The 21,908-nt window shown below is 31.8% G+C and carries 23 protein-coding genes; 10 read left to right on the top strand and 13 right to left on the bottom strand.

Annotated elements, in window-relative coordinates:
• Nucleotides 1–46: 46 nt before the first annotated feature.
• Together rimM and FH779_RS15455 are read right to left on the bottom strand one after the other, a co-directional pair.
• Nucleotides 47–571, bottom strand: a complete 525-nt coding sequence (gene rimM, locus FH779_RS15460; RefSeq protein ID WP_125349534.1) for a ribosome maturation factor RimM — start codon at nt 569–571, stop codon at nt 47–49.
• A 24-nt stretch (nt 572–595) separates the two neighbouring features.
• A complete protein-coding gene (locus tag FH779_RS15455) occupies nt 596–1,123 on the bottom strand; it encodes a 30S ribosomal protein S16 (protein ID WP_180905332.1) in 528 nt (175 codons plus the stop codon).
• Nucleotides 1,124–1,293: 170 nt separating this feature from the next.
• Between FH779_RS15455 and FH779_RS15450 the strand changes: the two genes are divergently transcribed.
• Entirely contained in the window at nt 1,294–1,893 is a 600-nt protein-coding gene (locus tag FH779_RS15450) for an HD domain-containing protein (RefSeq protein ID WP_180905331.1), read from the top strand.
• A gap of 33 nt (nt 1,894–1,926) precedes the next feature.
• On the top strand, nt 1,927–3,519 hold the full coding sequence (locus FH779_RS15445) for a S41 family peptidase (protein WP_180905330.1): 1,593 nt from the start codon (nt 1,927–1,929) through the stop codon (nt 3,517–3,519).
• A 106-nt stretch (nt 3,520–3,625) separates the two neighbouring features.
• On the opposite strand, the gene FH779_RS15440 is transcribed toward FH779_RS15445, so the two are convergent.
• Both FH779_RS15440 and FH779_RS15435 read right to left on the bottom strand, forming a co-directional pair.
• Nucleotides 3,626–4,237 (bottom strand): class I SAM-dependent methyltransferase, encoded by a 612-nt coding sequence (locus tag FH779_RS15440; protein WP_180905329.1) that lies wholly within the window; start codon nt 4,235–4,237, stop codon nt 3,626–3,628.
• A 194-nt stretch (nt 4,238–4,431) separates the two neighbouring features.
• On the bottom strand, nt 4,432–4,800 hold the full coding sequence (locus FH779_RS15435) for a winged helix-turn-helix transcriptional regulator (protein ID WP_244957978.1): 369 nt from the start codon (nt 4,798–4,800) through the stop codon (nt 4,432–4,434).
• 114 nt (nt 4,801–4,914) lie between these two features.
• Between FH779_RS15435 and FH779_RS15430 the strand changes: the two genes are divergently transcribed.
• The 8 genes from FH779_RS15430 (at nt 4,915) to FH779_RS15395 (ending at nt 12,947) form a co-directional block, all read left to right on the top strand.
• Complete coding sequence (locus FH779_RS15430) at nt 4,915–5,358, top strand: nuclear transport factor 2 family protein (protein WP_180905328.1); 444 nt, start codon at nt 4,915–4,917, stop codon at nt 5,356–5,358.
• 281 nt (nt 5,359–5,639) lie between these two features.
• Complete coding sequence (locus FH779_RS15425) at nt 5,640–5,984, top strand: YciI family protein (protein WP_180905327.1); 345 nt, start codon at nt 5,640–5,642, stop codon at nt 5,982–5,984.
• Between the two features lie 193 nt (nt 5,985–6,177).
• On the top strand, nt 6,178–6,366 hold the full coding sequence (locus FH779_RS15420) for a LapA family protein (protein WP_180905326.1): 189 nt from the start codon (nt 6,178–6,180) through the stop codon (nt 6,364–6,366).
• A gap of 273 nt (nt 6,367–6,639) precedes the next feature.
• Nucleotides 6,640–8,331, top strand: a complete 1,692-nt coding sequence (locus FH779_RS15415) for a hypothetical protein (RefSeq protein ID WP_180905325.1) — start codon at nt 6,640–6,642, stop codon at nt 8,329–8,331.
• Between the two features lie 155 nt (nt 8,332–8,486).
• Nucleotides 8,487–10,154 carry a hypothetical protein gene (locus tag FH779_RS15410; RefSeq protein ID WP_180905324.1) on the top strand — a complete coding sequence of 556 codons (1,668 nt, stop codon included), beginning with the start codon at nt 8,487–8,489 and terminating at the stop codon, nt 10,152–10,154.
• A gap of 336 nt (nt 10,155–10,490) precedes the next feature.
• Nucleotides 10,491–12,083, top strand: a complete 1,593-nt coding sequence (locus FH779_RS15405) for a hypothetical protein (protein ID WP_180905323.1) — start codon at nt 10,491–10,493, stop codon at nt 12,081–12,083.
• Nucleotides 12,084–12,223: 140 nt separating this feature from the next.
• Nucleotides 12,224–12,565, top strand: coding sequence for a hypothetical protein (locus tag FH779_RS15400; RefSeq protein ID WP_317169010.1), 342 nt, complete (start codon nt 12,224–12,226; stop codon nt 12,563–12,565).
• A 61-nt stretch (nt 12,566–12,626) separates the two neighbouring features.
• Entirely contained in the window at nt 12,627–12,947 is a 321-nt protein-coding gene (locus tag FH779_RS15395) for a helix-turn-helix domain-containing protein (protein ID WP_180905321.1), read from the top strand.
• A 46-nt stretch (nt 12,948–12,993) separates the two neighbouring features.
• Here the strand turns inward: FH779_RS15395 and FH779_RS15390 are convergent, their stop codons facing one another.
• The 9 genes from FH779_RS15390 to hisA form a co-directional block, all read right to left on the bottom strand.
• Nucleotides 12,994–14,001 (bottom strand): FAD:protein FMN transferase, encoded by a 1,008-nt coding sequence (locus FH779_RS15390; RefSeq protein WP_180905320.1) that lies wholly within the window; start codon nt 13,999–14,001, stop codon nt 12,994–12,996.
• 470 nt (nt 14,002–14,471) lie between these two features.
• Nucleotides 14,472–14,759 (bottom strand): GIY-YIG nuclease family protein, encoded by a 288-nt coding sequence (locus tag FH779_RS15385; protein WP_180906875.1) that lies wholly within the window; start codon nt 14,757–14,759, stop codon nt 14,472–14,474.
• A gap of 186 nt (nt 14,760–14,945) precedes the next feature.
• Nucleotides 14,946–17,135: a PepSY domain-containing protein gene (locus tag FH779_RS15380; RefSeq protein ID WP_180905319.1), complete on the bottom strand. Its 2,190-nt coding sequence runs from the start codon at nt 17,133–17,135 to the stop codon at nt 14,946–14,948.
• Between the two features lie 2 nt (nt 17,136–17,137).
• Nucleotides 17,138–17,629, bottom strand: a complete 492-nt coding sequence (locus tag FH779_RS15375) for a DUF2271 domain-containing protein (protein WP_180905318.1) — start codon at nt 17,627–17,629, stop codon at nt 17,138–17,140.
• Between the two features lie 8 nt (nt 17,630–17,637).
• Nucleotides 17,638–19,101: an ankyrin repeat domain-containing protein gene (locus FH779_RS15370; protein WP_180905317.1), complete on the bottom strand. Its 1,464-nt coding sequence runs from the start codon at nt 19,099–19,101 to the stop codon at nt 17,638–17,640.
• 179 nt (nt 19,102–19,280) lie between these two features.
• Nucleotides 19,281–19,892 (bottom strand): bifunctional phosphoribosyl-AMP cyclohydrolase/phosphoribosyl-ATP diphosphatase HisIE, encoded by a 612-nt coding sequence (gene hisIE / locus FH779_RS15365; protein WP_180905316.1) that lies wholly within the window; start codon nt 19,890–19,892, stop codon nt 19,281–19,283.
• Nucleotides 19,889–20,641, bottom strand: coding sequence for an imidazole glycerol phosphate synthase subunit HisF (gene hisF, locus FH779_RS15360; protein ID WP_180905315.1), 753 nt, complete (start codon nt 20,639–20,641; stop codon nt 19,889–19,891). Before hisF ends, hisIE begins: the two co-directional genes overlap by 4 nt.
• Before the next feature lie 103 nt (nt 20,642–20,744).
• Nucleotides 20,745–21,119: a four helix bundle protein gene (locus FH779_RS15355; RefSeq protein WP_180905314.1), complete on the bottom strand. Its 375-nt coding sequence runs from the start codon at nt 21,117–21,119 to the stop codon at nt 20,745–20,747.
• 47 nt (nt 21,120–21,166) lie between these two features.
• Nucleotides 21,167–21,880 carry a 1-(5-phosphoribosyl)-5-[(5-phosphoribosylamino)methylideneamino]imidazole-4-carboxamide isomerase gene (gene hisA, locus FH779_RS15350; protein ID WP_180905313.1) on the bottom strand — a complete coding sequence of 238 codons (714 nt, stop codon included), beginning with the start codon at nt 21,878–21,880 and terminating at the stop codon, nt 21,167–21,169.
• Nucleotides 21,881–21,908 lie beyond the last annotated feature (28 nt).

Here is a 21,908-nt window from a genome sequence, read left to right as displayed (position 1 = left end):
ATTCAATCAAAAAATAGAAGTAAATAAGTGATTTATAATGGATAAGTTATCCCAAATAAATTTCTAATAATCCGTCAGGAATTTGGATAAGCATTGCTTTTTCTTCGCGATTAACTTCAAGAATCCATTCGTCAATCATCGGAATTAAGATTTCTTTTCCATTCGCATCTACTTCGAAATAAGCTTGCGCTGCAGAATCATTTACAGATTTTATTGTACCAACTTCTGTATTTGTTTGATCATAAATAGTGAAACCAACTATTTCGTGGTAATAAAAATCTGTTCCAGAAAGTTCTGGTAATGATTTTAGAGGTAAATAAAGTTCGCGATTGATTAATTTGTCGACATCTTCGTCTTCAACATCTTCAAACTTTACTAATAATTTTGTGCCTTGATAAGGCTGAGAAGTTTCGAAAAAAAATGGAACCAGTGTACCATCTTGCTCGATGAACACTGCTTCCAAAGTATCGTATAATTCTGGTTCGTCTGTATCCAAGTGAATGATTAAATTACCTTTGAAACCATGTCTCTTTGTAACTTTACCTAAATAGTAGCAATCATTTTTTGTCATTTGGAACGTCTCTGAACTTAAAAATTATTCTTCTGTAGCAACTTCTTCAGTTGTACCTTCTGCTTCTTCAGCAGGAGTTTCTTCAACTTGTGCAGCAGCTTCAGCTTCTTGAGCAGCTTTTACACGAGCTTCATTAACAGCTTTTTCAGCTTCTAATGCAGCAGCTTTAGCAGCAGCAGCACCTGAAGTTAAACCGTCTTTTTTAGCTTGAACTTTTTCACCTTTAGCTTCTAACCAAGCGTCGAAACGTTTGTCAGCTTCTTCTTGAGAAAACGCACCTTTAGCAACACCACCTAATAAGTGTTTTTTCATAAAAGCACCTTTGTAAGATAATAAAGCTTTAGCAGTATTTGTAGGCTCAGCACCAGTTTGTAACCATTTTACAGCAGAATCAACATTTAATTCTACAGTTGCAGGGTTAGTAATTGGGTTGTAAGTACCTAATTTTTCGATGAAACGACCATCACGTTTTGCTCTTGAGTCAGCAACTACGATGTGAAAGAATGGTTTTCCTTTACGACCATGTCTTTGTAATCTAATTCTTGTAGCCATAGTATAACTAATTATTTTGGGAACTCGTCCCGTTTTACAAATTTGAGGTGCAAATATACAATATTTTTGATAAATAATTATTTTAAAAGTGATTATTAAATTAATTCCGAAAAATCAAGTTTTTTGAATCATGATTCTGACGTATTTTTAAACTCAGAAATAAATAAAAAATGAATAAACAAGAAATACTTACTCAGACACAAGCATATATCAAAAAAACGTTTTTAGATGAAGGAACTGGACACGATTATTTTCATATAGAACGTGTGGTAACAAATGCAAAGAAGATTTTAGAGACTGAAAATGCAGATTCTTTTTTGGTTGAATTAGCTGCTTGGACACACGATATTGGTGATTATAAATTACATAATGGAGTTGATAAATCGGAGGAATTAATTAGAGAATTTTTAGAATCAATTTATGTAGGGGAAGAATCAATTCAGAAAGTATTGGAAATAGTTTCGCAAGTTTCATTTAGTAAAGGAAATAAACCAACAACTATCGAGGCGGAGATTGTGCAAGATGCTGATCGTTTAGATGCGATTGGAGCGGTTGGTATTGCACGTTGTTTTGCATATGGCGGAAGTGTTGGTAATATTTTGTATAATCCTTATGATAATTCGAAAGACGCATCGAGTGTGCAACATTTTTATGATAAATTATTTAAATTAAAAGAGTTGATGAATACCAAAACAGCAAAAGAAATCGCTTTAAAACGTCATCAATATATGAAAAATTTTATCGAAGAATTTTATCAAGAAGTAAAATAATATTGTAACTTATTATTCATTTAATTATCCTCAATGCAATTAAAATCTACTCTAATTTATTTGTCATTTTTGTTGATATGCAGCTGTGTTTCTGTAGAGAAATACAATGCACATATTGATAAAGAGATTCCTGCAAATAAATTGAAAAAAGATGTAGATTTTGTTTATAAAAAACTAAAAAGATATCATCCAAAATTAGATTTATACACTTCTCAAGAACAAATTGATTATAAATTTGATAGCCTAAAAAAAACAATTCATCAACCATTGAAACCAAATGATTTTTATGTCAAGTTTTTTCCGATTTTCGAAAGTTTAAAACATGGTCATACAGATATCTATCCGTTATTCAAACGATTAGATAAAAAACGGACAAAGAAGTACAAAGAGTCAAAATCAGCGTTTAGTGATTATAGTTTTTTTTGGCAAAATGATTCAATTTTTTTAGTGGCAGATTACAGTAAAATCAATCCAATTAATCAAGGTTCGGCTTTGTTTTATATAGATAGTGTTTCTACAAAGTATTTATACGATAAATATAAGAAAAGTATATATGGTGATGGTGAAAATCAAACTTTTTCGGATAATGTGTTTAACCGAACTTTTCTTAATTATTTTACTTTAGAAAATGGAATTAAAGATTCGGTTGAGTTAACTTTTAAAATGGGGAATTCAATCATCCGAAAAAAAACATTTCGTACCTATCCTAAGCCCAAAAATGATAAGGCTACAGAAACCCCAAAAATTACAAAAGAGCAAAAAGAAGTTGAGCGAAAAGTTAGGATAAAACAAAAGAAATATGGTTATTCTAAAAGTTCCAAAACTTATTCCAAAGATTTGACTTTTCCTACGAACGACAGCACGATTGCGGTGTTAAAAGTAACTGATTTCAGAAAAGGAAAAATACGTGAACTTTATAAAGAAGTTTTTACGGATATCAAGAATCATAAAGTTCAAAATTTAGTTCTCGATCTTCGCAACAATGGTGGTGGTTATCTAAAAGATTCGCACTATTTATACGCTTATTTGGTCGATGATTCCAAGGCATTTTTAGGTGAAAAAATCGTCGCGAACAAAACCTCTTTTGGTAAGTCGCTGTACAATCTTTTTCCCGCTTATTCCTATCCGTTGCTTTGGTTAGGTTCGGGGTATACTTATTTTTCGACGTCCAGAAATGCGAAAAATGAATACGAATTGCACATGCCTTTTTCGCATGTCAAAATAGATAAAGATCTTGTGTATCATCACAATTTGTATGTCATTATAAATGGTGGTTCTTACTCTGCTTCGGCACTGATTTCGGCAAATCTTCAACTAAAACATCGAGCGTATTTTGTAGGAGAAGAAACAGGTGGAGATTTTAATGGAACGGTTGCTGGGTTGATGCCAAAATTTACGTTGCCCAATTCCAAACTCAAAATGTCAGTTGGTACGGTTTATCTTTCTCCTATCGAAAAACGAAATGAACAAGCACATGGCGTTTATCCAAACCAAGTTATTCAATCTAATTTGCAAGATAAAATTAAGCGTACGGATGCTGAACTGAAATGGATTATAAATGATATCAAAAAAGGAAATATCGAATACAATAAAGTTTTAAAAAAAGAAAATCATCTCCCTAATTAAGGAGATGATTTTTATATTTTTAGCGTTCGAGCGGGCTATTCGTTACAATCTTTTTTGTTGACACAGCGTTTAAAAAAAGGATTTTCACTGCTATCCCTAACGTATTTTATTTTTTGTTAAAACTACAAAAAATAAAATTTTGTATTGTTTCAAACGGCGTTTTATGATCAATTGTAAAACATTCTATTTTTTCAAAATTAGTTTCAAAAGTAGAAGTTAAAGAAGTCTCATCATTTTGTTTAATTTCCAAACCACTACATTTTAATGGTCCGTTTGTGGAAAAAGTTCCAATAACCATTTTTTCTTTTACAGCTTTCGCGACCAAATCTTGGTATTTTTTGATATCATTTTCTTCGGTCAAGAAATGAAAAACTGCTCTATCGTGCCAAATATCGTATTGTTCTGTAGGTTCAAATTCGGTGATGTCAGCAACAATCCAAGTTACTTTTTCTGCCTTATTTCCTAAACGATTTTTTGCTCTTTCCAACGCATTTGCAGAAATATCCAAAACCGAAATATTTTCGTATCCCTCTTCCAATAAGAAATCAACCAATTTACTATCTCCACCTCCAATATCGATAATTTTAGCTGTTTTATCAGTTTCAAAAGAATGAATAAAATTTAAAGAAGTTTCAGGCTTTTCTTGTGTCCAACTCACTTCTTCTGGAGTTTTTACATCGTATATGTGTTCCCAATGAGTTTTTTTATTGTCGTTCATTGTATTTTTTTGGTGCAATTTCGCCTTTTAATTTAAAATGAAGTGTAACAAAAAATACAAAAGGATTGTTTTATGTAAATTTTCTAAGTTGAGAGAGAAATTAACATAATTGTGTATAAAACAAAAAGTTATTAGATATTAAGTGTAGTAAAGAAAAATAAAAAAAAGGTTAGTAGAAAGTTTACAGCTCTTACTTAAGAGTTAGGGTCTACTTTATTTCCAAATAGTATTTCCCTGTAATCTATTCCCCATTGTGCTATTGCATCAATAGTAGGTTCTAATGTTCTTCCTAACTCAGTTAAATTATACTCAACTGTAATAGGTTTTGTATTTAGAACAGTACGAGTAACTAACTGATTAAGTTCTAAATCCTGTAATTCTTTAGATAACATTTTTGATCCTATTCCTGTTATTTCATTTTGTAAATCTGTATAACATAACTTTCCACCATATAGCAATGTTCCAATAATATGTATTTTCCATTTACCAGTTAATAGCGTCATACTGTCTTTAACTGCGTTTGTTCTGTACCTACAAAATTTAGGCGCGTCATATTTTACCATATTTTAAATTTTAATTCAAATATAATGATATTTTGATATCAAAATACCTTTTTGTATATCAACTTCCCTATTGGGGAGTAGTAATAGTTATTAAATCTTTAATATATATTTTTGATGCAAATATTTATTGATAATTATATAAATAGTTATATGCCAACTCAAACCAGACAAATTGTTGATCAAATGCTAGAAGCATTCAACGCAAAAGATGTAGATGCAGTAGTAAGTACTTTTTCTGATGATGCTATTCTTATTTATCATGGAACTCAAGTGATGCCTGCAGCCAAATTTCAAGGAAAAGAAGGAGCACGTATGTTCTTCGAATTTAATATAAATGCTTTAGATGTTGTGTTTTTTAAAGCTAATCAATTCGTAGAACAAGATAATACAGTTGTCATTCTAGGAAATGAACATTTTATTTCTAAAGAGGACGGAACTCATCTCAAGAATTCTTGGGTACAAGTTTATACAATTTCTAATGGTTTAATTTCTAAGATGGAAGAATTTGCAACTTCTGCACAACCAAATCAATATGGAGGTAACGCAGGCGGTGTTTAAATTTTACAGATATAAGATTTGCAAAAAAAGTGGATTAACCTACACTAACTTAGAGGATACAATGTATTTGGACATAACAAATCTTATTGAGTTCACAGCTTAAATTAAAACAAAACTATGTAGGTAATTGATAATTTATTCTTCTAGAATTTTTTGTCAACCTACATAGGAAATTGTTTAATCAAACAAACAATTAAGAAATAATAAAAACAAAATTTTAAAGAAACGAAAAGATTAGTAACTCTATCTAAAAGTTTTAACCATAAACCAACCAAATAACTATGAAAAACTTTGTCCTATTATTAAGAGTAAACACAAATATGGATCCAGGAGCTTTCTCAGATCCAAAAGAAGTCGCTGATCGTAAAAAATGGTTAGATGATATTCAAGAAAAAGGAATAGTAAAATATTTAGGAGGAACTATGCCTCCCATAGAACCAATGGCATGTACAATATTTGCTGATGGTTCTATAAAAGAAGGACCTTTTAAGGAAGTAGATCATTTCTTAACTGGATTTTTAGTTATAGAAGTCGAAGACTTAGAATCTGCTAAGAAAATAGCAAAAACAAATCCTATACTAATTGCAGGAGGAAGTGTTGAGGTAAGAGAAGTTTTGTTACGATAATCGAGATATCACCTATTAAAAATTTGAGATTAATTTTAATCAAAAAGGACCATAAAACTAGTTAAAGTCTTTTTTGACAGAAGGATGTTTTTATTTTATTTAAAAAATAATTTTAACATAATTAACTGATTGTTAAATATTTATTGATTGAATGTATCTAATATCATTTTATTAATTCTAAAAATAATAAAATATGAAATCTATCTCCATCAGTCAAATTATTGACATTATTTTATTAATTCTGTTACTTCTATTTATAGGACAGAATTTAGAAAATATAAAGGTCAAATTATTCATGTTTGGATTTGATATGCCTATTGTAGTTTTAATAGCTATAGGTTTTTTTATAGGATTTTTTACAGCAAAGGTTTTTAAAAAATAATAATTCAAAATACATCACCTATGTCACTGAGAGCGCTTATGAAGGCTTAACATAAAGAATAATATATGTTGCTTTTATCCAGATATTTTAATGGATAAATTAAACTAAAAATTATTTCAAAAAAAACTAAACGTTTTAATTCAAGAGAAGAAATATATAATTTTTAAAATACTAACTAGCTAACCTATGTACCTATTTTCTCTACTACCTTTTATGATTAACCAACAAAGTCTTTTAGAATCATGAATAATTTGAATTATAAAATCTGAATTTATGAAAAAAAAATTAACAAGTTTAACGATATTATTGTTTAATACCGCTGTTTTTTCTCAGGTTGGTATTAATACAGATAATCCAAAATCAACATTAGATATTTCTGTAAAAAATACAGGAGGGGTTATTGATAATACACAATCATATGGTTTACAAGCGCCAAGGTTATCACGCGCCGACCTATCAGCAATCCCAGAAACCAATTATGGTATAGACCAAAAAGGTGCAATGATTTACATTACTGATATATCTGGAGGGGTAACTACTGGACAAAAAATTAATGTAAATGCAATTGGTTATTACTATTTCGACGGATCTGTTTGGGTTAAAGTTACAGATGGTAATACAACTAACACAGGTGCATCAACAGAACCTTGGTATCAAAGTGGTACTACTAACCAGGCTACTGCTAACAATCAAAACATCTACCAATCGGGAAATATCGGTATTAGAACTGTAAATCCAGCGTCAGCATTAGATATAACAGGTGCTAGTGGGACTACTGATGGTGTTATATCAATACGCTCATTCGGGGGTGCGGCAATTTCTAACCCAGCAGGTACTATAAGTTTTGAAAAAAGTGGGGGTACACCTACAGCTCCCACTGCAGTTGCTACTGGAGACTTTTTAGGATCACTAACCTTTTCTGGAAATGATGGAGTTGGTCAAAGGACAGGACCCTCTATAAATGCGGTTGCTGCTGGTCCTGTTTCTGCAGGATCTCTCCCTATAGATTTGGCATTTTCGATGGGATATCCTCGTTTATGGGGATCTGAAAAAATGAGAATAACATCCAATGGTAATGTGGGTATTGGTGTGTCAACTCCTCGTCGGTTATTAGAAGTTAATGATATAATAGGTGCAGCTGGTATTATTACTGCACCACCACAACCAGGTATGCTTTCAACTTTTGATACATATTTAGTTAATCAAATTTATAATCATTCAATTATTGTTACAACAGCACTAGGTGGTTCGTTTAATCTCTTTACTGATGGAGATGCAAGTAACAAATTTATGGGAGGTTTTCAAACCTTAACAGCTTATAATAATAAAGTTGGTATTGGTATTGGAAAAATATATCAAATGGAGCCAGGTAATACACTGGAGGTTCTTAGTGATGCACCTGACACATCAGGTGTTAGGTTAAGCAATTTACCAAATGCTAGTTTCCTTGGTACTAATGAATATGGAGATATTATTAGTGTAACTTCTCCTACTCCTACTCCTGTTCGTGCCACCGTCTATGGAAATATAAATACTGGTTCAAAATCTGTAGCTTCTCTTATTTCAACAGGTTCATCCATCACTTTACCTGCAGGAATTTGGTTGGTAAAAGTAGGACAAATGATAAAAAGTACTTTACCCGGAAGTAGTGTAGATAATATGTGGATGAATCTTACATTATCTTCTGAAAATGTAGATGGTGCTAATCCTTCTTTCACTCTTGGAATGGGTTTCAATGGTAGTAATAATACGGTCTCAGGTTGGTTGGCTCCAGCAGCAACAGCATCGGGAGCAAATTCATTTTTAGAAGGCTCTTTTTCTGTAAATATTCCAAGTAATATTTCTTCTGCAACGATTTACCCAAAATTTAGTACAGTAGAAAAAACTACAAGCTACAGCGCTAGCCAAAGTGTTACAACGCAGAATAGTACAAGTAATTACCTTTATGCAGTGCCATTAAATTAATGTAAAAACAATTAAAACCTCATAAATGCTATCAAGTAATAGATGTTATATGCTCTGTTTATAACATCTAACATACACTAACCAAATCTAAAATTATGAAAAGAAAATTAACTTTTTTTATTTCAGTACTGTCTACCTCTTATGCCTTTTCTCAGGTGGGAGTAAATACTGATAATCCAATGTCAACATTGGATGTCTCTGTGAAAATGAATGGATCAACTATTGATAATTCGCAAATCTATGGTTTACAAGCACCTAGGTTAACGAGAGCTGAATTAATATCAACTTCAGGAACAACATCTAAATATGGTGCAAACCAAAAAGGTGCTATTGTATATATTACAGATGTTTCTGGTACAGATACAGGAGGAAGTTCTACGCAACGTCTTAACATAACAACTGCAGGGTATTATTATTTTGACGGAAGTGTTTGGGTGAAAATTACAGATTCTAGTACTCCAACAGCATCAACAGAACCTTGGTATGATAATCAAACAAAATTACCTGCGACAACTAATGTTCAGAATATTTACCAAAAAGGATACGTTGGTATAGGATATTTTGATGCTACAAAAGGTACTAGTAACGAAACTATAAATAGAGGCTCTCTTACGAATGCCTTTACAATTGCTGGTACAGGTGCAAATAATGATGATATGCTTATAGAATCAGTTTCTACTGATGCGAGCTCGGGTCAATTAAATTTTAAAAAATCTAGAGGAACATATGCTGCTAAAATTGACGTTGTCGCAGAGGATAAAATAGGTGAAATTCTTTTTAATGGTCCTAGTAATTCCTTTGGAAATCTAACCGTGAGATCAGAAACTCCCACGACAGGTTATCTTTCAATGGGCACAAATGGTACTGAGAGAATGAGAATTACAGGTACTGGTAATGTCGGGATTGGGACCAACGCCCCAGCTCAAAAATTAGATGTTTCTGGTAATATACGAGCGAATAGCATAACAAATGGCGGGAACCCAATTTCTGGCGATTTTGGTATTTACAACCAAAATAGTAGTTGGCTAAGAATTGCTACTCAAGGTTCTGATAATGGTGCATCTGGTGCTTCAAAAATTGCATTTTATACAAATGCTACATCTGCTTCACCTATAGGAGTTGGTACTAATCCTGCAATGGTTGTAGACGGAGGAAAGGTAGGTATCGGTACTGCTTCACCTTCTAACAAATTACAAATTACTTCCGGTACGACAGACACGTCAGGTCTAACCCTTACCAATGTACAAAATGCCAAGTTTTTAGCTACTGATGGATCGGGTGTAGTCGTTAAGAAACAGATTACCCAAAATGGTGGCGGATATCCTCTATCATATGACGAATCTACAGGCAACATGTATTACAACAAGTTATGGCAATATACAGGTGAATTTGCTCTTGGTCCGAATAGCGCAATATCTCCAAGCTCTATTTACCCTCTTCCAAACCAATATGATGGCGTATATGACATAACTATTAAAAGAACGAACTATTGTGGTTTCACGGGTTATGGAAAAGTGAGACTTGTAGGAGGTCAGGAGAATAATACTTGGAGAGTATATGGCTTGGAAGGTAGTTTGGCTACTAACAATACTACTACTTATCAAATGAGTAGTGGAGAGGAGGTTCTAAATAATACTGGTACTGTAAGATTAATTTATTTTAAGGCTAATGTCACTGGTTGTGCTAGTGGCGAGGGTTCTGATGGCATGAATATGGCAGTTGGAGTTGATATTTCTAATGGATACGTTTATATATATAACACTTCGGGGGCAGCTGGTCCTGCAACCAAAACTTATTACTATAATATAAAACAAGTACTATAATATAAAACAAGTACTATAATAAATATTTTTTATCACTTGTTATTTACTGAAAAAAATAATGTAACCACTGTAAAATAACAGATGTGTTATAAAAACTTATTCAAATTGTTGAAGCAAAAATATAATTGAACTAGCCCTTTTACTTATAAATTTTAAAAAATATGATTTTTCTGGTTGAGTTTTCAATATCTCATTTTATATACTTCTGTAGGGTGTATTAAATTATGATGAAAATACCCAAAGTAACTAATTAGTATTATCTAGTTTTTGCAAAAATATACATTCAGGAAAATTTCAAAAACAGCTTATTTATTTTAACAATAAAAATTAAAAATTATGAAAAAAAAATTAACCTTTTTAATTATAGTACTTTCTACAACATATACCTTTTCCCAGGTAGGAGTTAACACAACTACACCTTCGTCAACGTTGGATGTCTCTGTGAAAATGAATGGATCAGCTATTGATAATTCTCAAGTATATGGATTACAGGCGCCTAGGTTAACACGAGCTGAATTAGTAGCAACGTCAGGAACAACATCTAAATATGGCACAAACCAAAAAGGTGCTATTGTATATATTACAGATGTTTCTGGTACAGATACAGGCGGAAGTTCTACACAACGTCTTAACATAACAACTGTAGGGTATTATTATTTTGATGGTAATATATGGCAGGCTATAAGTATTAATAGTCAGGAACCTTGGAATGTGGGTGGGTCAACAACCCCAGCAACTCGAAATTCAGAAGCTATTTATCAAACTGGTTATGTTGGGGTAGGAAATTTTTCAGGAGATACCAATAGTAGAGGTTCTCTTACGAATGCCTTTACAATTGCAGGTACAGGTGCAGCTAATGATGATATGCTTATAGAATCAGTTTCTACTAATGCGAGCTCAGGTCAATTAAATTTTAAAAAATCTAGAGGAACATATGCTGCTAAAACTGATGTTGTTGCAGGGGATAAGATAGGTGAAATTATTTTTAATGGTCCTAGTAATTCGTTTGGAAGTCTATCTGTATTAGCAGAAACTCCTACAACAGGTTATCTTATGTTAGGGACAAGCGGAACTGAACGAATGAGAATTACAGGGAGTGGTGATGTCGGTATTGGAACAGCTACACCTTCACAAAAGCTTGATGTTATTGGAAATATACGTGCAAATAGTTTAACTAATGGCAGCAGTCTAATTTCAGGTGATTTTGGTGTTTACAACCAAAGCAACAATTGGTTAAGAATTGCTACACAAGGAAGTGATAATGGAGCATCTGGGACTTCCAAAATTGCATTTTTTACAAATGCAACATCTTCTTCACCTACAGGGACTAATAATACTCCTGCAATGGTAGTAGACGGAGGAAAAGTGGGTGTTGGTACAGTTTCTCCTACAGAAAGCTTACATGTTGCTGGAAATGTATTAGGAACTGGAACTGCCACATTCCAGAGTTTAAAAACAACTAGTATACCTAGTACTGCCTCAATAAAATCTGTGGTTACAGATGCTAATACAGGTACATTATACAGTAGAGATATTATAGAATATAAAGCTTCGAATCAAAATCTAGCTAATAATGCAAGTATACAAGTAACTGTTCCAAATGGTTTTTATAAAGTAACTGTTCTTGGAGTTAATAGCTGTGGACACAGAGCTATGTCTACCTTTAACATTGGTGGTTATAGTACAATATGGGCAATGTTGGGAAGTACACAAGGAACTGCATTGATTGCCGATCAAATTCTACCATATTCTTTCACTTCAACATCCTCTCAGATTACAGCTACTCATGATGATGGTCCAATATGTGCCGCTACAGGAACTTCTTCTGGATTTCAATATCAGGCCACTTTAGATAGTACTGGAACATTAACAATAACTAACAAATCTGGAGCTACTAAATTATTTTCTTTGACGGAGACACCTATTTAATTTACAAGCAAAATATAATAGAACTAGGTCTTTTACTAATAAATTTTTAAAATATGAATTACAAAACGATTTATATAGGAGAGCTTATAAAAGAACTTACTCTTGAGAAAGAAATTACGATATCACGTATATGTAATTTTATGGATTGTACAGAAAAAGAAGTAATTCAAATGTATACAATGAAAAGTATGGATACTGATATTCTTTTGAAATGGAGTAAGTTATTAGAGTATGATTTTTTTAGATTGTATTCTCAACATCTCATTTTATACGCTCCTGTAGGAAACATTAATTATAATAAAAATACCAAAAGTAATCAATCGGTATTACCTAGTTTTCGCAAAAATATATATACAAAAGAAGTGATAGATTATATTTTGAATAAAATAGAAAAAGGGAATATGACAAAAAAAGAAGTTATAGAACGATATCGTATTCCGAAAACAACTCTATACAAATGGCTTCATAAATATAACAAATAACATTTTAATTTTTCTACTAATCATTTTTCAAAATGATTAGTAGATTTTAAATTCCAAAAAAATGAATAATAGCATAAATTATAAGGCACTCTATACGGATATAATTAATGATCTTTATCCAGATGAGTTATCGTTATATCAAGATATTTTAAATAAAGAACAATTATCTTTTTTTGATATATCGAAGCTTAATAGATTAATTTTTCTTGACAAGAATCGTAATAATAGTAAGGTTAATCAAAAATTTAAATCATATCAAGAAAAGGATATTTTATTTATTTTAGATTATCAGAAGATAAATAAATTAAACAATACGCAACTAGCTATACATTTCAAATTAAGTAGAAATACTGTAGCAAAATGGAAAAAGAATTATATCTAGTTAGCAAAGAATATGCACTTTATATAATCATTTTTTAGTTAAAAACTTAGTTGTTTTTCAATGTTTGCTTTAATTTTTTATAGTTTTTTGAGCGAGTAATTTTTCCTTTATCTGTAATCAAAAGAGCTGCGTAATCTTTTTGTTGATTGATCAAATTCAATCCTTTTTCTTTTCCTAAAACCATGATAGAAGTGCTAAAACCATTACACATTTCAGCATTTTCTCCGATTACCGTAACGCCAGTTAAGCCCGTTGCAGGAATCCCCGTTTTGGGATTAATAATGTGTGAATAACGGACTCCATCAATCAAAATAAATTTTTCGTAATCACCAGAAGTCGTAACAGCAGCATTTTTCATTGAGAGAATATCCAACATTTTATGTCGATTAAATGGATTTGTAATTCCAATTTTCCAAAGTTCTCCATTCGGTTGATTTCCCCAAGTTGTCATATCACCAGAAGCATCTATTATACCAGCATTAATTCCTAAATTTTGCATAAAAGTTCGTGCTTTTTGTGCTGCATAACCTTTTCCTGTTGATCCAAAACCGATTTTCATTCCAACTTTTTTTAAGAATATTGTTGAATTTTCTTCATCCAAAATAATGTTTTGATAACCAATTTTTTCAATAGCTTTTGAAATTTCTTCCTGAGTTGGAATTTTGTCCATAGAACCATCAAATTTCCATATTTTTTCCATTGCTGCAAAGCTAATGTCAAAAGCACCATCGGTTAGTTCCGAAAAATAAATCGCACGTTTTGTTAAGTCAAAAACTTCTCGATCTACTTTTATGGGTTTTATTCCAGCATTTTGATTGACAAGAGAAACTTGTGAAGTAGGTTTCCAATCAGAAATCAAACTCTCGATTCTGATCATTTCATCAATTGCTTTATTGATGTTTTTTTCAACGGAAATAGAATCGGTGTCAACCAATGTGATTTTGAATTTACTTCCCATTAAAATTGTATCTCTAACTCCAACCGTTTGAGCATTCATCGGAGTTAGAACATACAATAGTATAAAAGTGAATATATTTTTTAGAATGAATTGCATGATGTTTTATTCATTTGTTATTGTGAGTAAATTTTCGTCTAAGTTCTCGATACAATTTTCTTATTCTGTTGAAACGAAAATCATTCGAACTGACGAAAAATTTCGTTTAATCCGTCACTTCGATTGTTTGAGAAATTTCGTTCAATTTTTCATTACTTATTTATGATTTCAGATTATTTTCGTCTAAGTTCTCAATACAATTTTCTTATTCTATCGAAACGAAAACCACTCGAACTGATGAAAAATTTAGTTTAATCCGTTACTTCGAGAGTTTTAAATATTCGTTAAAATTTTTCACTACTTATTTATGATTTCAGATTATTTTCGTCTAAGTTCTCGATACGATTTTCTTATTCTGTCGAAACGAAAATCACTCGAACTGACGAAAAATTTCGTTTAATCCGTCACTTCGAGTGTTTGAAATATTCGTTAGAATTTTTCAAAATTATCGAGAAGTAAGACGGATTTGTTTAAAACTTCTTTTTAGATAAATTAGGTAAATCTTCGAACTGTCCATTTATTAAAGCTTCTTTTTTTGCTTTTGACCATTTTTTTATTTGTTTTTCTTTTTCTATAGCAATTTCAACATTACTAAATGAAGTGTAAAAAATTAATTTCAAAGGTCTTCGATTAAATGTATATGATTTGTAATCATATCCAGCTTGATGTTCTTCGAATCTTTTGAATACGTCATTTGTAATCCCAACATAATATGAATTATCTGAACAAAGTAATATGTAAACAAAAGAAATTTGCATTCTACAATTTACAATAAAAACCGTCATTTTTTAATATTTTCATCTAAGTTCTCGATACAATTTTCTTATTCTGTTGAAACGAAAACCACTCGAACTGATGAAAATTTCGTTTAATCCGTCACTTCGAGTGTTTGAAATATTCGTTAGAATCTTTCAAAATTATCGAAAAATTAGACGGAATAAATTTTAATAACAATCCGTCAAAAATTGCCCGTTTGTTTTGAATTCTTCGAATGATTTATTCAAATGTTCTTGACAGATTTGTTCCAAAACTTTCTCTACATCATGTTGCATTGTGAGAGCACCACAAATCATAAGAATTCCACCATTTTGTAATGTTTCAGCAAAGAATTTAGCATCACGATTGACTAAATCCATCACATACTGTTTATTTTCTTCACGAGAAAATGCAATGTGAAATTGACTCAAATGATTCGTAAAAATTTGTTTCGTAGCAAATTCTTGATAAGATTTTGTTGTTTCATTATCATGTCTGAAACCACAGTATAAATGCGTTTCAATATTTTTTGAATTCTCATCAATCATCCCAAGAAAAGGTGCAATTCCTGTTCCGTTTGCAATCATCACAACTTTTGAAGCTTTTGGAAATCTAAAGGCTTTATTTTTTACAATTCGAGCTTTAATCGTAGAATTTTGAACCAAATTATATAAATATTGAGAACCTAATCCAAACTCATGCAATTTTACAATTAACTGTAATTTATGATCAACTTTTCCAACCGAATATAAGCGTTCTTTGTGATCGCTTTCGGGATAAATTGCTAATAAATCTCCAGATTTGAATTTCTCTTTTACATCTAAAACAACTTTAAATGTTGCATCTTCTTGTGTGATTTTAGTGGTAGAAATAACCTTAACATTTTTCAGTTTTGGTGCTTTTCCAACATACATCGCAGGCGTTGTTGCTAAAGGAATATCTGTCGTTTCTTTGTATGCAATGACCCAATTTGTGAATTCTTCCAGCGATTTATCATTTACTGTTTTCAAATCCAATAATTGAGTAGCCCATTTTTGATCATTCAACCATTTGTCAACTTTAACTGCATAGCCACAATAATCTGAATATGCTCTTGATCCAAATCCTACAACAGAAAATTCGATGGATTGGTTTTGTGGAAATTGTGTGATTAATTGTTCAAATTTCTTAGCATTCGCAGGCGCATCACCAATTCCATAAGTTGAGGTAAAAATGATAAGTTGTTTTGCTTTTGGAAAAATTTCATATTGATTCATTTGAGCGATGAATGATTTTTTTCCATTTGCTAAAAATTGCTCTTGAATTTTTGAGGCAAATCCAACAGTTGCACCATTTTCTGAACCAACTAAAAGGATAATTTCAGCTTCGTTGGCTTTATATTTATTTTTGCCAATTTTCGTTTTTGTACGTTTGAACGTAATTACAAATCCTGACCAAATAAAGAATAAAATGTTAAGCGAAGCAATTCCTAAAATCGCTGCCCAAATCACATTGGTGCGACCTGTGTGTAAATCGATATTAAATTTTTCTACAATTGCAGAATAAGGATTTAGCGATTCTGAAATAATCGCTCCATTTACTTGATTAACCGAAACCGATTTTTTTCTTAAATGGACGATAAATGGTTCTGCTTCATCATCTGGAATAAAAGGAAATTCAATCTTTTCTACACTACTTAATTTCGTGTTTTTAAAGAATTCAATGTCTTTTAAATCTTTTGGTTGTAAATTTTCTTTGGCTTGATGCTCGATTTCTTTTGGTTGACCAACTAAAGGTTCTAATCGCGCTAAGAAAATTAATGTTCCTGTTAATGCAATGATTAAAACTGGAATTAATAACCAACGTCCAGTTACAACATGGAAATATTGTGAAAAAGAGTCTTTGTTAACTTTGGTAAAGAAATTTAGAATTCCTTGTTGACGTTTTATGATTAAGATTAATCCACTGATTGAAATTAGCATCAATAAAAAAGAGACAACGCCAACGATTGCTCGCCCTGTTTCTTTTAGAAATAATGAACGGTGTAAGGCTGTGACCCAATTGATGAAATCACTTTTTGGAACAATTTCACCAATCTTTTTTCCTGTTGTAGGATCAATGTAAGATTTGATCGAATTTCCATCTTCGTCCATAGCATCAATCGTCACAAAATCATTGTGATCAACTTTAACTTCTATTATTTCAAAATAATGCTCGCGCAAAGTTGGTAAAACTTGCGCGAGTGTTATGTTATCGAAATTTTCTACTTTGTATGCTGGCGATTTTTCGTTTATTGCATCAACAGCCAAAATTACTCCTGTGATAGATAGGATAACTAAAAATGCTGAAGATAGAATTGCAAGACTCAAATGCGCATATCTCCAAATAGATAATGTCATTTTTATTGAACTTTAATAAAACGTACGGCTTTAATATAAACTGAACCTTTGATACCTGCTTTGTTGTCTAAATCCGCAGAATTTAATGCAACTTCAGCGTCTTTTGCAACATATTTTTGAGTTTCAACAGCAGATTCAAAACGTAATTTGTATCCTTTATTCAATTTTGCAGTATCAAACTCGATGACACGTGTCGCTCTCGCTCCTCCAGCAACTGAAGCACCTGTGATTCCGTTTAATTTTTCTTTCTTTTTACTATTGAATTTGTGCCATTCTTTTAACGTGTTATACCACTCGTTATCTGTTCCTAAAACCCCTAAAGTTTTTTCGTATTGTCCTTTTGGATTGATTAATGAAATCACTACATAGGCTTCTTTTCCTGTGTAATTATTCATCTGAATCATTGTTTTGTATTTTGTTGTTTGTGCAAAAGTGGCAGTTGCCATTAAGATTACAACTAATCCAACTAATTTTTTGATTAAGTTAAATTTCATCTCCTTCATTATTTTAAAAAGTCAATAGACACATTATTTTTCTTTAAGAATTCGTTTTCTCCAGCCAAATCATAAGCCGTTTCGTCAAATTCTGTTTTAATATCTTTTTTCGCTCCAGCAGCAACCAAAGTTTTCAAGATTGCATCATCTTTCGCAATCAAAGCTGCTTTGTGTAACGCTGTATTTCCGTCTTCATCTTGTGCATTAATATTCACACCTAATTCAATCGCTTTCTTCACCAAATTTACATTTCCTTTATCAACAGCGATGTGTAACAAAGTTGCACCTTTGCTTTGAGTGGTTTTAAAATCAACTTTTGCATTTGTTAATAAAGCTTGTTTTTCAGTGAATGATTCATCATTTGGTTTGAAAGAATTGAACCAATAATAAGCCAAATTATTTCCATCTTTATCAACAATATTAGCTTTAGCGCCCTTTTCTAATAATAAAGAAACGATTTGAGATGTTCCAGAAGCAACGGCTTTCGTTAAAGCTGATTCACCATTTTTATTAACCGCATTTACATTGTTTGCTTTTGATAAAAATGTATTGATTAAATCTGTGTTTTTTCCTCCAGCAGCAACCATTAATGCAGTGTTTCCTTCTTTATCTGCAATTTTAGCATCAACACCTTTTGATAAGATAAAGTTGATTGTTTCTGAGTTTCCTCTGCGAGATAAAGCATGTAATAATGTTTGTCCGTCTGGATTTAACGCTTTCGGATTTAGTTTATATTTTGTAATTAATTCTTGGAAAACTTCTACGCCATTTTCTTTTGTTCTCGAACCTTGAGTGGCAAAAAATAAAGCTTGATCTGTAGGTTTTACACCTTTCGCGATTAATTTCTCTATGATTGATAAGTTTCCTAATTTAGCAGCATAATCCGCTACAGTACGTCCGTTAGCATCTTTTTCGCTTAATGATAAACCTTTTGAAATAAAGTATTCTGTCACTTTTAAATCATCATCATTTGCAATCGCTTCCATAATTAAATTAGTCCCATTTTCTCCTTTCACTTTTGGATTGGCACCAGCTTTAATTAACGCATCGTAAACCGCTATATTTTGATTTCCAGCACTCGCAGCATACGTAATTACATCGTAACCGTGGCTATCTTTATAGTGAACATCAGAACCTTTGGCTAATAAATAGTTTACCAATTCTAAGTTCCCTGCAGCCGCAGCCCATTGAAGATAAATTCTTGAGTGATGCGTTTTTTTGTTAACAGAGTTTCCTTCTTGTTCAATTAAAAATTTAGTCACATTAAAATCTGCTTTGTTGTTAATTGCTATCACAACTGGATCAAAGAAACCACCATTTTGAAAAGAAGGGCTATTTCCTTTCGAAATTTCAGTTTTTACAGTTTCTATTGTTGGATTATTTTTCCAAAAACTAGCGTCTATCAACGTATTCGTTTGAGCTTGAATAAATGAAGCGACAAGGATAGCAGCAGAAATGAATAATTTTTTCATATGAATAGAATATATTGTAATGATTATTTAGACTAATTTTAATTTGATTTCAAAAGTATTATTTTTATTTATATTAATTCTAATTAAATTAAATAAATTTGGTTAATTCTGCTAAACATCAGTTTTTTGAAAACAAAAAAAGATTGCTAATCTGCAATCTTTTATATTTCTAAACTACTTTATTCAGCTCGTCTTGGACCATTTTCTCTTGATTTCAAAACATTTTCTACATCTTCTAATTTGAAACCTTTGGCTTTTAATAAAATTAAATAGTGGTACATTAAATCTGCGGCTTCATTAATAAATAAATTATCGTTGTTGTCTTTGGCTTCAATTACCAATTCAACTGCTTCTTCACCTACTTTTTGCGCAACCTTATTGATTCCTCTTTTGAATAATTTGTTGGTATACGAATCTGGATCGTTGTCTAAATCAATTCTATCGTTAATGGTTTGTTCTAATTCATATACAAATCCGTGGTTGGTTTCTTCTTTAAAACAAGTCGTAGAACCTGTATGACAAGTCGGTCCAAAAGGTTTTGCTTTGATTAGAACTGTATCGTTATCGCAATCAACTGCAATTGATTTTACTTCTAAAAAGTTTCCTGATTCTTCACCTTTTGTCCATAATCTATTTTTTGAACGAGAGTAAAAGGTCACTTTTCCAATTTCTTGGGTTTTGTTAAAAGCTTCTTCGTTCATATAGCCTAACATCAAAACTTTGTTGTTAAGATAATTTTGAATAATAACAGGAACTAATCCGTCATTACTTTTATTGAAATCGATGTTCATCGTATCGGAATATTTTGTTCTTTTAAATAATTTTTAAGCGTCGGAATTGGAATTTCACCAAAATGAAAAATACTTGCAGCCAATCCACCACTTGCTTTTGTTTGGGTAAAAACTTCTGTAAAATGCTCCATTTTTCCAGCTCCTCCAGAAGCAATTACTGGAAGATTTACAGCATCAGCAACCGCTTTCGTGATATCAATTTTGAAACCAGCTTTTGTTCCATCGCCATCCATAGATGTTAACAGAATTTCGCCAGCACCTAATTCTTCTACTTTTTTGACCCAATCTAGTGTTTCCCATTCGGTTTCAATTTTACCACCGCTTACGAAAACTTTTTGTGTTCCGCTGACATCGCGAGTATCTACTGCAACGACTACACATTGCGATCCAAATCGAGCTGCTAAGTCTGCTATTAATTGAGGATTTTTAACAGCAGAAGAATTCACTGAAACTTTATCCGCTCCAGCTTTGATGACTGCCGAAGCATCTTCCACCGAATTGATTCCGCCACCAACCGTAAACGGAATATTAATCGCTGAAGCAATTTTTTCAACCATTTCAGCTAAGGTTTTACGCTTTTCTAAAGTCGCTGTAATATCCAAAAACACCAATTCATCAGCGCCTTCTTCTACATATTTTTTTGCCAATTCTACCGGATCTCCTGCATCGCGTAGTCCAACGAAATTAACGCCTTTTACTGTTCGTCCATCTTTGATATCAAGACACGGAATGATTCTTTTTTTTAACATTTTAGTTCTAAGTTCTAAGTTCTAAGACTTAAGGTTAGAATCCTACATCCTAAATTTAGAACTGTTTTTTTTATATTAATTTAAATACCTTTAAAATTACAACTTAAGTCTTAGAACTAAAGTTGTCGTTCTTTATAAATTTTTCGTAACCATTTAAAAGTCTTCCTACTTCTTCAGTTAATGGAAAAATAGTATCATAAATTTCTTGATTTAAATAGCCTAAATCTTTAGATAATAGTAGAAAATATTTAACTTCTTCTAAGGATCCTATTGAATGAGATAAGAAACTTAATCTGTGCGGAATTGTACTTTTCTTTCGACCTTCTACAATATTTGAAGGTACAGAATATGCGGCACGTCTAATTTGACTTGTGATACCAAATATTTCTTCTTTTGGAAAACTTTTGGTAATCTCGTAAATTTTTAATGTTAATTCGTGAGATTTTTTCCATACTAACAAAGATTCAAATGTATTCATAGCTATAAGTTTAGTAAGTAAAATTTACGAAATATTTTCCTTAGAACTTAGAGCATAGGACTAAGAACTTTCAAATCAATTCTCCCTTCATAAATCGCTTTCCCTAAAATTGCTCCTTCGCAGCCTAATTCTTTTACTTTGATTAGATCATCAATTGAGGATACTCCGCCAGAAGCAATTAATTTGACATCCGAAGCTGCTAAAATTTCAGCGTACAATTCGTTTGAAGTTCCTTGTAACATACCATCTTTCGCGATGTCTGTACAAATTACATAATCAATTCCTTTGGTTTTATATTCTTGGATAAAATTTATCACATCTAATTCTGAGGTTTCTAACCAACCATGTGTAGCAATTTTTCGATCTTTAGCATCTGCGCCTAAAATGATTTTATCGCTTCCGTATTGATCAATCCATTCTTGAAATAAGGTCGGATTTTGAACCGCAATACTTCCGCCTGTAATTTGGTTTGCACCACATTCAAAAGCAATTCTAATATCATCATTAGCCTTAATTCCACCTCCAAAATCAACTTTTAAATTGGTTTTAGAAGCAATTAATTCTAACGTTTTATAATTAATGATTTGCTTTGATTTAGCGCCATCCAAATCCACCAAGTGCAAATATTCGATACCGTAATCCTCGAATTCTTTTGCTACTTCCAACGGATTTTCGTTGTATATTTTTTTTGTATCGTAATCGCCTTGCGATAATCGAACGCATTTTCCGTCGATAATATCTATAGCTGGGATTATTCTCATTATTCTTTAGTTTTAAGGTGTAAGACAT

It is taken from the genome of Empedobacter falsenii, assembly GCF_013488205.1.
Classification (GTDB): Bacteria; Bacteroidota; Bacteroidia; order Flavobacteriales; family Weeksellaceae; genus Empedobacter; species Empedobacter falsenii_C.
This window is presented reverse-complemented; position numbering and strand designations above follow the sequence as displayed.

What these genes read in the sequence shown, in the direction of transcription:
- FH779_RS15385 (WP_180906875.1), bottom strand. Translation starts at nt 14,759, where the DNA reads ATGCAAATTTCTTTTGTTTACATATTACTTTGTTCAGATAATTCATAT.
- FH779_RS15420 (WP_180905326.1), top strand. Translation starts at nt 6,178, where the DNA reads ATGAAATCTATCTCCATCAGTCAAATTATTGACATTATTTTATTAATT.
- FH779_RS15390 (WP_180905320.1), bottom strand. Translation starts at nt 14,001, where the DNA reads ATGCAATTCATTCTAAAAAATATATTCACTTTTATACTATTGTATGTT.
- FH779_RS15375 (WP_180905318.1), bottom strand. Translation starts at nt 17,629, where the DNA reads ATGAAATTTAACTTAATCAAAAAATTAGTTGGATTAGTTGTAATCTTA.
- hisA (WP_180905313.1), bottom strand. Translation starts at nt 21,880, where the DNA reads ATGAGAATAATCCCAGCTATAGATATTATCGACGGAAAATGCGTTCGA.
- hisIE (WP_180905316.1), bottom strand. Translation starts at nt 19,892, where the DNA reads ATGAACATCGATTTCAATAAAAGTAATGACGGATTAGTTCCTGTTATT.
- FH779_RS15455 (WP_180905332.1), bottom strand. Translation starts at nt 1,123, where the DNA reads ATGGCTACAAGAATTAGATTACAAAGACATGGTCGTAAAGGAAAACCA.
- FH779_RS15400 (WP_317169010.1), top strand. Translation starts at nt 12,224, where the DNA reads ATGGATTGTACAGAAAAAGAAGTAATTCAAATGTATACAATGAAAAGT.
- FH779_RS15450 (WP_180905331.1), top strand. Translation starts at nt 1,294, where the DNA reads ATGAATAAACAAGAAATACTTACTCAGACACAAGCATATATCAAAAAA.
- FH779_RS15435 (WP_244957978.1), bottom strand. Translation starts at nt 4,800, where the DNA reads ATGGTAAAATATGACGCGCCTAAATTTTGTAGGTACAGAACAAACGCA.
- FH779_RS15405 (WP_180905323.1), top strand. Translation starts at nt 10,491, where the DNA reads ATGAAAAAAAAATTAACCTTTTTAATTATAGTACTTTCTACAACATAT.
- FH779_RS15355 (WP_180905314.1), bottom strand. Translation starts at nt 21,119, where the DNA reads ATGAATACATTTGAATCTTTGTTAGTATGGAAAAAATCTCACGAATTA.
- FH779_RS15445 (WP_180905330.1), top strand. Translation starts at nt 1,927, where the DNA reads ATGCAATTAAAATCTACTCTAATTTATTTGTCATTTTTGTTGATATGC.
- FH779_RS15430 (WP_180905328.1), top strand. Translation starts at nt 4,915, where the DNA reads ATGCAAATATTTATTGATAATTATATAAATAGTTATATGCCAACTCAA.
- FH779_RS15415 (WP_180905325.1), top strand. Translation starts at nt 6,640, where the DNA reads ATGAAAAAAAAATTAACAAGTTTAACGATATTATTGTTTAATACCGCT.
- FH779_RS15380 (WP_180905319.1), bottom strand. Translation starts at nt 17,135, where the DNA reads ATGACATTATCTATTTGGAGATATGCGCATTTGAGTCTTGCAATTCTA.
- FH779_RS15370 (WP_180905317.1), bottom strand. Translation starts at nt 19,101, where the DNA reads ATGAAAAAATTATTCATTTCTGCTGCTATCCTTGTCGCTTCATTTATT.
- FH779_RS15440 (WP_180905329.1), bottom strand. Translation starts at nt 4,237, where the DNA reads ATGAACGACAATAAAAAAACTCATTGGGAACACATATACGATGTAAAA.
- hisF (WP_180905315.1), bottom strand. Translation starts at nt 20,641, where the DNA reads ATGTTAAAAAAAAGAATCATTCCGTGTCTTGATATCAAAGATGGACGA.
- rimM (WP_125349534.1), bottom strand. Translation starts at nt 571, where the DNA reads ATGACAAAAAATGATTGCTACTATTTAGGTAAAGTTACAAAGAGACAT.
- FH779_RS15425 (WP_180905327.1), top strand. Translation starts at nt 5,640, where the DNA reads ATGAAAAACTTTGTCCTATTATTAAGAGTAAACACAAATATGGATCCA.
- FH779_RS15395 (WP_180905321.1), top strand. Translation starts at nt 12,627, where the DNA reads ATGAATAATAGCATAAATTATAAGGCACTCTATACGGATATAATTAAT.